Origin of the sequence: Pseudomonas sp. SR18 (assembly GCF_023701505.1) — a bacterium.
GTDB lineage: Bacteria > Pseudomonadota > Gammaproteobacteria > Pseudomonadales > Pseudomonadaceae > Aquipseudomonas > Aquipseudomonas cyclaminis.
In genome coordinates, this window is sequence record NZ_JAMQAU010000023.1 from 43,417 (window position 1) to 54,663 (window position 11,247).

12 protein-coding genes are annotated in these 11,247 nt (G+C 59.3%); 3 read left to right on the plus strand and 9 right to left on the minus strand.

The window, feature by feature from the left end; all coding sequences use genetic code 11:
* Positions 1-211 precede the first annotated feature (211 nt).
* Positions 212-427: a 30S ribosomal protein S21 gene (gene rpsU, locus NDJ82_RS25385; protein WP_002551877.1), complete on the minus strand. Its 216-nt coding sequence runs from the start codon at positions 425-427 to the stop codon at positions 212-214.
* A 202-nt stretch (positions 428-629) separates the two neighbouring features.
* On the opposite strand from rpsU, the gene tsaD reads away from it, so the two are divergent.
* Positions 630-1,655 (plus strand): tRNA (adenosine(37)-N6)-threonylcarbamoyltransferase complex transferase subunit TsaD, encoded by a 1,026-nt coding sequence (tsaD, locus tag NDJ82_RS25390; RefSeq protein WP_099585679.1) that lies wholly within the window; start codon positions 630-632, stop codon positions 1,653-1,655.
* A gap of 43 nt (positions 1,656-1,698) precedes the next feature.
* Here tsaD and plsY read toward each other — a convergent pair whose 3' ends face one another.
* Positions 1,699-2,268 (minus strand): glycerol-3-phosphate 1-O-acyltransferase PlsY, encoded by a 570-nt coding sequence (plsY, locus tag NDJ82_RS25395; RefSeq protein WP_099585678.1) that lies wholly within the window; start codon positions 2,266-2,268, stop codon positions 1,699-1,701.
* A 72-nt stretch (positions 2,269-2,340) separates the two neighbouring features.
* On the opposite strand from plsY, the gene folB reads away from it, so the two are divergent.
* Both folB and folK read left to right on the plus strand, forming a co-directional pair.
* Entirely contained in the window at positions 2,341-2,694 is a 354-nt protein-coding gene (gene folB / locus NDJ82_RS25400) for a dihydroneopterin aldolase (protein ID WP_112192575.1), read from the plus strand.
* Positions 2,685-3,209, plus strand: a complete 525-nt coding sequence (gene folK, locus NDJ82_RS25405; protein ID WP_250926532.1) for a 2-amino-4-hydroxy-6-hydroxymethyldihydropteridine diphosphokinase — start codon at positions 2,685-2,687, stop codon at positions 3,207-3,209. The genes folB and folK overlap by 10 nt, the downstream gene beginning before the upstream one ends.
* Here folK and NDJ82_RS25410 read toward each other — a convergent pair.
* The 7 genes from NDJ82_RS25410 to apaG form a co-directional block, all read right to left on the minus strand.
* Entirely contained in the window at positions 3,204-4,433 is a 1,230-nt protein-coding gene (locus NDJ82_RS25410; RefSeq protein WP_250926533.1) for a multifunctional CCA addition/repair protein, read from the minus strand. The genes folK and NDJ82_RS25410 overlap by 6 nt on opposite strands.
* 63 nt (positions 4,434-4,496) lie before the next feature.
* The gene (locus NDJ82_RS25415; protein ID WP_099585674.1) at positions 4,497-6,062 is read right to left on the minus strand and encodes a SpoVR family protein; all 1,566 of its coding nucleotides are present in this window, start codon (positions 6,060-6,062) and stop codon (positions 4,497-4,499) included.
* Positions 6,059-7,330: a YeaH/YhbH family protein gene (locus NDJ82_RS25420; protein ID WP_112192572.1), complete on the minus strand. Its 1,272-nt coding sequence runs from the start codon at positions 7,328-7,330 to the stop codon at positions 6,059-6,061. The genes NDJ82_RS25415 and NDJ82_RS25420 overlap by 4 nt, the downstream gene beginning before the upstream one ends.
* A gap of 113 nt (positions 7,331-7,443) precedes the next feature.
* A complete protein-coding gene (locus tag NDJ82_RS25425; RefSeq protein ID WP_017739508.1) occupies positions 7,444-9,366 on the minus strand; it encodes a PrkA family serine protein kinase in 1,923 nt (640 codons plus the stop codon).
* Positions 9,367-9,650: 284 nt separating this feature from the next.
* Positions 9,651-9,980 (minus strand): thiosulfate sulfurtransferase GlpE, encoded by a 330-nt coding sequence (glpE, locus tag NDJ82_RS25430; protein ID WP_250926534.1) that lies wholly within the window; start codon positions 9,978-9,980, stop codon positions 9,651-9,653.
* 9 nt (positions 9,981-9,989) lie between these two features.
* Positions 9,990-10,841: a symmetrical bis(5'-nucleosyl)-tetraphosphatase gene (locus NDJ82_RS25435; RefSeq protein WP_250926535.1), complete on the minus strand. Its 852-nt coding sequence runs from the start codon at positions 10,839-10,841 to the stop codon at positions 9,990-9,992.
* Entirely contained in the window at positions 10,841-11,221 is a 381-nt protein-coding gene (apaG, locus tag NDJ82_RS25440; RefSeq protein WP_250926536.1) for a Co2+/Mg2+ efflux facilitator ApaG/CorD, read from the minus strand. Before apaG ends, NDJ82_RS25435 begins: the two co-directional genes overlap by 1 nt.
* Positions 11,222-11,247: the final 26 nt, after the last annotated feature.

Consider the following 11,247-nt stretch of genomic DNA (forward strand, 5'->3'; position numbering starts at 1 on the left):
CTGTTTACAGAATAAGTGTGCTCGTCAGTAGCCTTGTTAGGCTCGTCAGAAGAGACGTGCACCGCTGGCAAAAGAGCCAGTCCTGACGTGTGAAGCAGTTGTCTCAGTCGCGTGTGCGGCGTCGACGGTAAAGCATCAAGCGATATCTGCAAATGCCAATAGCCCGGCTGAGGGCCGGGCTTGGCAGAAGCGTGCTACGAACGTCTGTGTATTAGTACAGACGAACGGCGCGGCGCTGCTCGCGCTGAACTTTCTTGGCGTGACGCTTAACAGCGGCTGCTGCTTTACGCTTACGCTCAGAAGTTGGCTTCTCGTAAAATTCGCGGCTACGAACTTCGGCCAGTACACCGGCTTTTTCGCAGGAGCGCTTGAAACGACGCAGAGCTACGTCGAAGGGTTCGTTCTCTTTAACTTTGACGGCTGGCATCCAGAGCTACCTTCTTTCATTACCGGGATCAACGTTCTCGTCGCAAAAAATTCGCGGCTGAGGTCGTCGGTTTTTAAGGGTTGCGGATGTTAACCCCTCATTGACCGGAATGCAAAGCCTCTGATCGAAAACCGCTAGTCGGGAGGGGGAGTGGCGACTATTATGCGCGCCTTCGAATTTAGCCTCTACAAGGCGCAAACCCATGCTAGTACTGGGACTTGAAACCTCCTGCGACGAAACCGGTGTCGCACTTTACGACAGTGAACGCGGGCTTTTGGCCGATGCACTGTTCAGTCAGATCGACCTGCATCGTGCCTATGGCGGCGTGGTGCCGGAGCTGGCCAGCCGTGATCACGTCAAGCGTATGTTGCCGTTGATTCGTCAGGTGTTGGACGAGGCCGGTTGCGTGCCGACCGAGATCGACGCGATTGCCTATACCGCAGGCCCTGGATTGGTCGGAGCCCTTCTGGTTGGGGCCTCTTGCGCCCAGGCGCTGGCGTTTGCCTGGGGCATTCCGGCCCTCGGTGTGCACCACATGGAAGGCCATTTACTGGCGCCAATGCTGGAAGAAAACCCGCCTCAGTTCCCGTTCGTCGCTTTGTTGGTTTCAGGGGGGCATACGCAGCTGGTTCAGGTCGACGCAATCGGTCAATACACGCTGTTGGGCGAGTCGCTGGATGACGCCGCCGGCGAAGCGTTCGACAAGACCGCGAAGATGATGGGCCTCAATTACCCCGGCGGACCGGAGATCGCCCGCCTCGCCGAAAAAGGCGTTGCTGGTCGTTATACCTTCCCGCGTCCGATGTGCGATCGCCCTGGTTTGATGTTCAGTTTCAGCGGCTTGAAAACCTCTGCGCTCAATACCTGGCAGCACAGTGTCAGCGCCGGGGACGACAGTCAGCAAGCCCGTTGCGACATCGCGCTGGCGTTCCAGCAGGCCGTGGTGGAGACTTTGACCATCAAGTGCAAGCGTGCCCTGAAACAGGCAGGCATGAAGCGACTGGTGATCGCTGGCGGCGTCAGCGCCAACAAGGCGCTGCGCAGTTCACTGGAAAAAATGCTCGGCGATATGAAGGGCGATGTGTTCTACGCCCGCCCTGAGTTCTGTACCGACAATGGCGCGATGATCGCCTATGCCGGTTGCCAGCGCTTGCAGGCGGGGCAGCACGAAAGTCTGGCGATCAGCGTGCAGGCGCGCTGGCCGATGGAGCAACTGCCGCCTTTGTAGGCTGTTGTAGGGCTGCAACGTGAGAAGTACTCATCGACGGTATTTAAAAATGCCGTTCGCGCCCGGCAAACAGGTCGCGTAGATTGCCCCGGTGACGCCAGACGATCAGCAGTGTCAGCACGCTCATCGGCAACAGCGCCGCGGGTTCCTGCCAGGCCAGCAAGGGCAGGGTGAGCGGCGTGGCGATCAGAGCCGCCAGTGAGCTGGTGCGGGTCAGGTAGAACGTCAGCAGCCAGGCGAGTACGGCCAGCAATGCTGCCGGTGGGTAGATCCCCAGCAGCATGCCGGCTGCCGTAGCGACACCTTTGCCGCCGCGAAAGCGGAAGTACAGTGGAAACAGATGGCCGAGGACGGCGCACACGCCCACCCAGGCCTGCTGTTGCAGGGTCAGGCCGACGAGGCTGGCGATCAGCACGGGCAGCAAACCCTTGCACAGATCGCCCAGCAGCGTCAGGACGGCGAGCTTCTTGCCGGCCAGGCGCAACATATTGGTGGCGCCGGCATTGCCTGAGCCACTCATTCGCGGGTCGGGGTTTCCCGTCAGGCGGCTGAGCAAAATGGCGAAGGACAGCGAGCCGAGCAGGTAGGCGAGAATCGCCAGTGACCAAAACATGCTAACTATTCCGGGCGAGGACGCCCTGATTCTAACGGGGCATCGCGCCCTTGTCGTGCTGCGGAGAAGAGCTTGGACAGAGTGTTTATCGAAGGCCTGGAAGTCGACACCGTGATCGGGGCCTACGACTGGGAGCGCGGAATCCGCCAATGCCTGCGCCTGGACCTGAGCTTCGCATGGGATAACCGCCCGGCGGCTGCGGGTGACGACCTGAGCCTGGCGCTGGATTACGCCAGCGTGTCCGCGCGTATCCAGGCCTTTGCCGAGCAGTCCCAGTACCAACTGGTGGAAACCTTTGCCGAGCGCCTGGCTCAAGTGCTGATGAGTGAATTCCAGATTCCCTGGCTGCACCTCAAGTTGACCAAGCCCGGCGCCGTACCGGCCGCAACGGGCGTGGGCGTGGAGATCGAGCGCGGATGTCGCTAACGCAGATTTACCTTGGCCTCGGCAGCAATATCGAGCGCGAGCCCCATTTGTGCGCCGGACTTGATGCGCTGGCGAGCTTTCTGACCGACGTGCGCTGCTCGGCGGTGTTCGAAAGCCAACCAGTGGGCATCAAGAGTGGGCCGTTTTTCAATTTAGTAGTGTCGGCCTATACCGACCTGCCGTTGAGGGAGCTGGATCGTCGTCTCAAGCTCATCGAAGCCGACAATGGTCGTTATGCGCCAGATCGCAAGGGCTTGCCGTTGGATATCGACGTGCTGCTGTACGGCGAAATGGTGGGTGATTTCGACGGTTTGATCCTGCCCCGCGCAGAGATCCTGAAAAACGCCTTCGTGTTGTGGCCGCTTTCGATGATGGCGCCGGACCGGGTGCACCCTGAGGTGGGCAAAACCATGGCTGAGCTGTGGCGCGATGCGCACATCGACCAAGTGCTGGCGCCTGTTGCATTTGAGTGGCAGGGCCAGCAATTGACATCGAGCGCGCTCCTAATTCTATAGGGCGCGTTGTTTCTTGTAGGCTTGCAGCGCCTTGAGCCGTTCGCGCTTCAAGGCCTCGCCCAGCTCAGGGCCTTTGAAACCTTCCTCCAGCAGTGGCGCTACGGCCACTTCGCGCGCTGTCGTTGCTGCGCCGCGCAAATAATCTGCCTGTGGATAACTGCGTTGCTCAAGGCCCTTGCGGCCCCGAGCATCCATTTCACAGCTCACCACAAACTCCTCAAAGCGCTGCGGTCGGCGATAAACGTCAAAATTTTGCAGCAACTCCAGCAGTGTCGAGGCTTTCAGCTCCAGCGCTCGATGGCCGTGGGTGTGATATTGACCCACCAACAGCGCCAGCTCCTGGCAATCCCTTGGCACTTTGAAGCGCTCGTTGACCGCCTTGATCAGCTTCAAACCCCGATGCTCGTGGGCGATGTGCTGCGGCAACTTATCCACAGGCGTCAGGCCTTTGCCCAGGTCATGCAGCAGGCAGGCCCAGCGCACGGTGAGTGGCTGCTTGTGCAGTGCGGACTGCTCCAGCACGCTCAACGTGTGCACGCCGGTGTCGATTTCGGGGTGATGGGCTTCGGGCTGCGGTACTCCAAAAAGGGCATCCACTTCCGGCATCAGGGTTTTCAGTGCGTCACAGTCGCGCAGTACCTGGATAAACACCTGGGGCTGATCTTCCATCAGCGCCCGGGAGATTTCTTTCCAGCTGCGCTCCGGCGTCAGGGCTTCCAACTCTCCTGACTCGCTGAGTTGACGCATCAGTTCCAGGGTCTGCGGTGCCACCGTAAAACCCAGGTGTGCATAGCGCGCAGCAAAACGTGCAACGCGCAGAACTCGCAGGGGATCTTCGGCAAACGCGGGTGAAACGTGGCGAAGAATGCGCGCTTCGAGATCGCGCTGGCCGTGATAAGGGTCGGTCAGGTTGCCGTCATCGTCTTCTGCCATTGCATTGATGGTCAGGTCGCGACGGATCAGGTCTTCTTCCAGCGTAACCTCGGGGCTGGCGTGAAACACAAAGCCGCCGTAACCCCGGCCGCTCTTGCGCTCGGTACGGGCCAGGGCGTATTCGTCGCCGTTTTTGGGGTCGAGAAAGACCGGGAAGTCGGAGCCCACCGGCTTGAAGCCCTTGGCCAGCATCTCTTCGGTGGTGGCGCCGACGACCACGCGGTCGATGTCGGTAACCTTGATGCCCAGTAGGCGGTCACGCACGGCGCCGCCGACTTTGTAGATTTTCATGAAAAAGCCTCCATTAGCGGCACAGGATACCGCCTGTGCCGGACCAATGGAGGCTTTGCCGTTTCAGAGATGCACGACGGCCAGGTCCAGGCGGCCGTAGTCGTTGTCGTTGTGATCGCTGCGCGGTGGCACATGGTGAGTCTTCATCACCTGATCGCCCTGCAGGGTTTCCAGATGGATGTCGAAGCCCCACAGCCGGTGCAGATGCTTGAGTACTTCCTCGGTGGATTCGCCCAGCGGCTTGCGGTCATGTTGCTGGTGACGCAAGGTCAGCGAGCGGTCGCCACGCACATCGATGCTGTAGATCTGCACGTTGGGCTCGCGGTTGCCCAGGTTGTACTGCGCGGCCAAGGTTTCACGGATGATGCGGTAGCCAGGCTCATCGTGGATGGCCGGGACGACCAAGTCGTCCTTGAGGTCGTCATCAAGGATGCTGAACAGCTTGAGGTCCCGGATCACCTGGGGTGACAGGTACTGCAGGATGAAGCTCTCGTCCTTGAAGCTGCTCATGGCGAACTTGATGGTAGACAGCCAGTCAGTGCCGGCGATTTCCGGGAACCAGCGGCGGTCTTCTTCGGTGGGGTGTTCGCACATGCGCCGGATATCGCGGTACATGGCAAAGCCCAAGGCATAAGGGTTGATGCCGCTGTAATACGGGCTGTCGAAGCCAGGTTGGAACACCACGCTGGTATGAGACGTGAGGAACTCCATCATGAAGCCATCGGTGACCAGGCCTTCGTCGTACAGGTCGTTCATCAGCGTGTAGTGCCAGAACGTCGCCCAGCCTTCGTTCATCACCTGGGTTTGGCGTTGTGGATAAAAGTACTGGGCGATCTTGCGCACGATGCGCACGATTTCCCGTTGCCATGGCTCCAGCAGCGGCGCGTGTTTTTCCAGGAAATATAGGATGTTTTCCTGAGGTTCGGCGGGGAAGCGTGCGTTGTCCTTGTCGCTGTTCTTACCGGCTTTTTTAGGAATGGTGCGCCACAGGTCGTTGATCTGCTTTTGCAGATGCTCCTCGCGCTCCTTCTGGCGCAGGCGTTCTTCCTCGGCGGAAATCGGGTAGGGGCGTTTGTAGCGGTCGACCCCGTAGTTCATCAGGGCATGACAGGAGTCGAGCAAGTCTTCTACCGCATCGATGCCGTGGCGCTCCTCGCACTGCATGATGTACTGCTTGGCGAACACCAGGTAGTCGATGATCGAGCTGGCATCGGTCCAGGTGCGGAACAGGTAGTTGCCCTTGAAAAAGCTGTTATGCCCATAGCAGGCGTGAGCCACTACCAAAGCCTGCATGCAGATGGTGTTTTCTTCCATCAGGTAGGCAATGCACGGGTCGGAGTTGATCACGATCTCGTAGGCCAGGCCCATCTGGCCTCGGGTGTAGGATTTCTCGGTGCTGAGGAAATGTTTGCCGTAGGACCAATGGTGATAACCCAGCGGCATGCCGACGGACGCGTAGGCATCCATCATCTGCTCGGCGGTAATCACTTCGATCTGGTTGGGGTATGTGTCCAGGGCATAACCCGCCGCGATCCGGCTGATTTCCCGGTCATAGGCCTGGATCAGTTCAAAGGTCCACTCGGAGCCGGTGGAAATGGGTTGGCGCTTAGTCTCTTTTTTGGCGGTCATGTCACTAACCTGCGCTGGAAGAGTTCACGGAAGACCGGGTAGATATCGCCGGCCGAGACCAGTTGCTGCTGGGCGAACGTGTCGGCAAAGGCTTCGCCGATGCGCTCGTATTCGAACCACAAGGCCTGGTGCTCACGGGGGGTAATTTCGACGTAGGTGTAATACTGCACGAACGGCATGATCTGGTTGATCAGGATGTCGCGGCAAATGGGGGAATCATCGTTCCAGTTGTCGCCGTCCGAGGCTTGGGCGGCGTAGATGTTCCACTCGTTGGCCGGATAGCGCTCGGCCATGATCTCCTGCATCAGCTTCAGGGCGCTGGACACGATGGTGCCGCCGGTTTCCCGCGAGTAGAAGAACTCTTCTTCGTCGACTTCCCGGGCGCTGGTGTGATGGCGGATAAACACCACGTCGATCTTGTCGTAATTGCGCTTGAGGAACAGGTACAGCAGGATAAAGAACCGCTTGGCGATGTCCTTGGTGGCCTGGGTCATGGAGCCGGAGACGTCCATCAGGCAGAACATCACCGCCTTGGAACTGGGGTTGGGTTGCTTGACCAGCAGGTTGTATTTCAAGTCGAAGGTGTCGAGGAAGGGCACGCGGTGAATACGCGCGCTGAGTTTCTCGATTTCCCCCTCGATTTCCTGGATATCGCCGAAGTTGTCCGGTTCTTCGCGCTTCAAACGCGCCAATTCTTCCTTGGCTTCCTTCAGTTTGGCGCGGCTGCTCCCCGACAGGGCGATGCGCCGCGCATGGGCCGAACGCAGGGTACGGATGATATTGATCCGTGACGGGTTGCCCTCGTTGCTGATACCCGCTCGCACGGTTTTGAAGGTGTCGGTACCCGTCAGGTTGCGTTTGACCAGGTTGGGCAGTTCCAGGTCCTCGAACATGAATTCGAGGAATTCTTCCTGGGTGATCTGGAACACGAACTCATCCATGCCTTCGCCGGAGTTGCCGGCCTTGCCCGGACCTTTGCCGCCCGCACCGCCTTGGGGCCGCTGGATATGTTCGCCGGTGGTGAATTCCTTGTTGCCTGGATGCACGACGGTCTGTTTGCCGCCGCGACCGTGGTGCAGCACCGGTTCGTCGATGTCCCGTCCGGGGATGCTGATTTGCTCGCCATGTTCCATATCGGTAATGGAACGGCGGCTGACGGCCTCTTCAACGGCCTTTTTGATGTGGTCACGGTAACGCCGCAGGAAACGCTGGCGGTTTACCGTGCTCTTGTTCTTGCCATTGAGGCGTCGGTCGATCACATAGCTCATGGGGAGCCCTCCGGGCAGCTTCACGTTACAAGCTTCAAGCCGCGAGCTGGAAGCTTAGAGACAAGCGGTCAGCTGCCAGGACAACTGCCTGGCAGTGAACGCTTGCCGCTGCCTTACTGTGATTTACGAACCCGCAGGTACCACTCGGAGAGCAGCCGTACCTGTTTGTCGGTGTAGCCACGCTCGACCATTCGTGTGACGAAGTCGTTGTGTTTTTGCTGATCCTCCTTGCTGGCCTTGGCGTTGAAGCTGATGACCGGCAGCAGGTCTTCGGTGTTGGAGAACATTTTTTTCTCGATGACCACCCGCAGCTTCTCGTAGCTGAGCCAGGTCGGGTTCTTGCCGTTGTTGTTGGCGCGGGCGCGCAGGACGAAGTTGACGATTTCGTTGCGGAAATCCTTCGGATTGCTGATGCCGGCCGGTTTCTCGATTTTCTCCAGTTCCTCGTTGAGGGCGACGCGGTTGAGAATCTCGCCGGTTTCCGGGTCGCGGTATTCCTGGTCCTGGATCCAGAAGTCGGCGTACAGCACGTAGCGGTCGAAGATGTTCTGGCCGTACTCGCTGTAGGACTCCAGGTACGCGGTCTGGATTTCCTTGCCGATGAACTCGATATAGCGTGGTGCCAGGTATTCCTTGAGGAAGCGCAGGTAGCGTTCGCGGGTTTCCGCCTGGAACTGTTCCTGTTCGATCTGCTGTTCCAGTACATAGAGCAGGTGCACCGGGTTGGCGGCGATCTCGTGCGGGTCGAAGTTGAAGACTTTGGACAGGATCTTGAACGCAAAGCGTGTCGACAGGCCGTTCATGCCCTCATCCACGCCCGCCGTGTCGCGGTATTCCTGGATCGACTTGGCTTTAGGGTCGGTGTCCTTGAGGTTCTCACCGTCGTACACGCGCATCTTCGAGTAAATATTCGAGTTCTCCGGCTCCTTGAGGCGCGACAGCACGGTGAACTGGGCGAGCATCTTCAGGGTGTCGGGTGCGCAATGGGCCTTGGCCAGGGAGCTGTTGAACAGCAGTTTGTCGTAGATCTTGATCTCATCGCTGACCCGCAGGCAGTACGGCACCTTGACGATATAAATCCGGTCGATGAAGGCTTCGTTGTTCTTGTTGTTGCGAAAGGTGTGCCATTCCGATTCGTTGGAGTGGGCCAGCAGAATCCCGGTGAACGGAATCGCGCCCAGGCCTTCGGTGCTGTTGTAGTTACCTTCCTGGGTCGCGGTCAGCAGTGGGTGCAGCACCTTGATCGGTGCCTTGAACATTTCCACGAACTCCATCAGGCCCTGGTTGGCCCGGCACAGTGCGCCAGAGTAGCTATACGCGTCGGCGTCGTTCTGCGGGAATTCTTCGAGTTTGCGGATATCGACCTTGCCCACCAGCGCGGAAATATCCTGGTTGTTTTCGTCACCCGGCTCGGTCTTGGCCACGCCGATCTGGTTGAGGATCGACGGGTAGAGTTTCACGACACGGAACTGGCTGATGTCGCCGCCAAATTCAGCCAGGCGCTTGGTGGCCCAGGGCGACATGATGGTGTTGAGGTAGCGTCGTGGGATGCCGAAGTCTTCTTCGAGGATCGCGCCATCTTCCGTGGCGTTGAACAGGCCCAGTGGCGACTCGAAGACCGGCGAGCCCTTGATCGCGTAAAAGGGCACTTTCTCGATCAGCTGTTTGAGCTTTTCGGCCAGGGACGACTTGCCACCGCCGACGGGACCGAGCAGGTAAAGGATCTGTTTCTTCTCTTCCAGGCCTTGGGCGGCATGGCGGAAATAGGAGACGATCTGGTCAATGCATTCTTCCATTCCGTGGAAGTCTTCAAAGGCCGGGTAACGGCGGATCACCTTGTTGGAAAATATTCGCGACAGGCGCGAATTGTTCGAGGTGTCCACCAGCTCCGGCTCGCCAATTGCCAGCAGCAGGCGTTCGGCGGCAGACGCGTAGGTGCTGCGGTCCTTTTTGCACAGCTCTAGATACTCTTGAAGCGTGAGTTCTTCTTGCTGTGTGGACTCGAAGCGTTGTTGGAAGTGGCTAAAAATACTCATGACGTCGTCACCTCGCTCGATACGTGGAGCCGACGCCGGATCAATCAGTCGATGCTGGCAGCCATTGGCAATCGCCAACGGCTGTTCTCCCCCCAGAACACCCTAAACCCTACCGATGACCCGCACGCCGGTGTACCGGCTCTCCCCTGATTCGGATGGCCTGCGCTTAAGGATAGTTCGGAATCCGGGAGGTCAAGGCGCGATACGCAATTAGTTTGCCTGCGCCGTTCGTCAGAAACGGCGCGAGCCCAAGCGTCACGCGGGGTAGCGGGGTTTGAAAAAAATTATTGCGAATCGCCCGAGGAAATTTCCTCAGGATAGGTCGTACGCCACAGCTCAAAACCACCGTCCAGGCTGTAGACGTCGGAGAAACCCTGGCTGATCAGGTAGGCGGCGGCGCTCTGGCTGGAGTTGCCGTGGTAGCAGGCCACGATCAGCGGCGCGTCGAGGTCGGCCGCACGGATGAAGTCGGCGATGTTGACGTTGTCCAGGTGCTGGGCGCCGGTGATGTGGGCGGCGGCGTAAGTGGGCTGGTCGCGGATATCCACGACCACTGCACCTCGCTCGCGCAGAGCCTGGGCATCTATGGGGGGGATACGTTTGAATTCGCTCATGGCAGGCTCCTAAGGCTTGACTGCGGTCTGCTGTGTAACGGAAAGGGGAGATTCACACTGGCAGCTGTGGCGCGCGCCGGTGTCGATGTTCATCAGGGTCATGGCGCCGCCCCACACGCAACCGGTGTCGAGGGCGAACACGCCGGGTTCGTTGCACTTGCCTTCCAGGGCGGCCCAGTGCCCGAAGATGATCTTGGTGTCACGGGTCTTGCGTTCCTTGTGGGCGAACCAGGGCTTGTAGCCGGGCAGGGCGGTGTCGGCGCCTTCCTTGCTCTTGAGGTCCAGCTTGCCCTCGGCGGTGCAGAAACGCATGCGCGTGAAGTAGTTGGTGATCACCCGCAGGCGGGCGACGCCGGTCAGGTCGTTGTCCCATTTCACCGGTTCGTTGCCGTACATGCCGTCGAGGTAGGCGGTGTACAGGCTGTCGTCGGCCAGGGCGCTTTCAACTTCAGCGGCGCACTTGAGGGCCTTCTTCAGTGTCCACTGCGGCGGGATACCCGCATGCACCAGGGCCATGTTGCGGCCTTCGTCGTAATGCATGATCTTTTGCCGGCGCAGCCAGTCGAGTAACTCGGCCCGGTCGGGAGCTTCGAGGATTTCCCGTAGCGTGTCGCCCTTTTTCAGGCGCTCGATATTGTTGCCGGCCGCCAGTAGATGCAGGTCGTGGTTGCCGAGTACGCATACCAGGGAATCACGCAGGCTATATAAGTAGCGCAGGGTATCCAGTGACTCGGGGCCGCGATTGACCAGGTCACCGACCAACCAAAGCCGATCGTTGGCCGGATTGAACGCCACGCGCTCAAGCAGGCACTTGAGCGGTTCCAGGCAGCCCTGCAGGTCACCGACCGCGTAGGTCGCCATCAGTGCAGGGCTCCCGGTACGGCAAGGCGAAACGGCTTGATGATGGCGTCGAACAGTTGGCCGTCAGTGGCTTTCATCTGATACGAGCCTTGCATGGTGCCGACCTTGGAGGTCATCACCGTGCCGCTGCTGTAGGTGTGGCTGGCGCCAATGTCGATCAACGGCTGCTGGCCAACCACGCCTGCGCCGCTTACTTCTTCGACCTGGCCGTCACCGTCGGTGATCACCCAGTGGCGTGACAGCAACTTGGCCGGCACGAGCCCGTTGTTCTTCACCGTGATGGTGTAGGCAAAGGCAAAGCGGTTGTGTTCAGGTTGCGATTGGTCCGCCAGGAAGCGGGTGACGACGCTGACGTCGATCTGGTAGCGAGGATCGGACATGCAAGAGGCCTTAAAAGCAAAAGCGG

Bases quoted from the DNA above. Each gene is read 5' to 3' on its own strand.
- apaG (WP_250926536.1), bottom strand. From the start codon at position 11,221: ATGTCCGATCCTCGCTACCAGATCGACGTCAGCGTCGTCACCCGCTTC.
- NDJ82_RS25435 (WP_250926535.1), bottom strand. From the start codon at position 10,841: ATGGCGACCTACGCGGTCGGTGACCTGCAGGGCTGCCTGGAACCGCTC.
- NDJ82_RS25410 (WP_250926533.1), bottom strand. From the start codon at position 4,433: ATGAAAATCTACAAAGTCGGCGGCGCCGTGCGTGACCGCCTACTGGGC.
- NDJ82_RS25415 (WP_099585674.1), bottom strand. From the start codon at position 6,062: ATGACCGCCAAAAAAGAGACTAAGCGCCAACCCATTTCCACCGGCTCC.
- rpsU (WP_002551877.1), bottom strand. From the start codon at position 427: ATGCCAGCCGTCAAAGTTAAAGAGAACGAACCCTTCGACGTAGCTCTG.
- folK (WP_250926532.1), top strand. From the start codon at position 2,685: ATGTCGCTAACGCAGATTTACCTTGGCCTCGGCAGCAATATCGAGCGC.
- plsY (WP_099585678.1), bottom strand. From the start codon at position 2,268: ATGTTTTGGTCACTGGCGATTCTCGCCTACCTGCTCGGCTCGCTGTCC.
- glpE (WP_250926534.1), bottom strand. From the start codon at position 9,980: ATGAGCGAATTCAAACGTATCCCCCCCATAGATGCCCAGGCTCTGCGC.
- NDJ82_RS25425 (WP_017739508.1), bottom strand. From the start codon at position 9,366: ATGAGTATTTTTAGCCACTTCCAACAACGCTTCGAGTCCACACAGCAA.
- tsaD (WP_099585679.1), top strand. From the start codon at position 630: ATGCTAGTACTGGGACTTGAAACCTCCTGCGACGAAACCGGTGTCGCA.
- NDJ82_RS25420 (WP_112192572.1), bottom strand. From the start codon at position 7,330: ATGAGCTATGTGATCGACCGACGCCTCAATGGCAAGAACAAGAGCACG.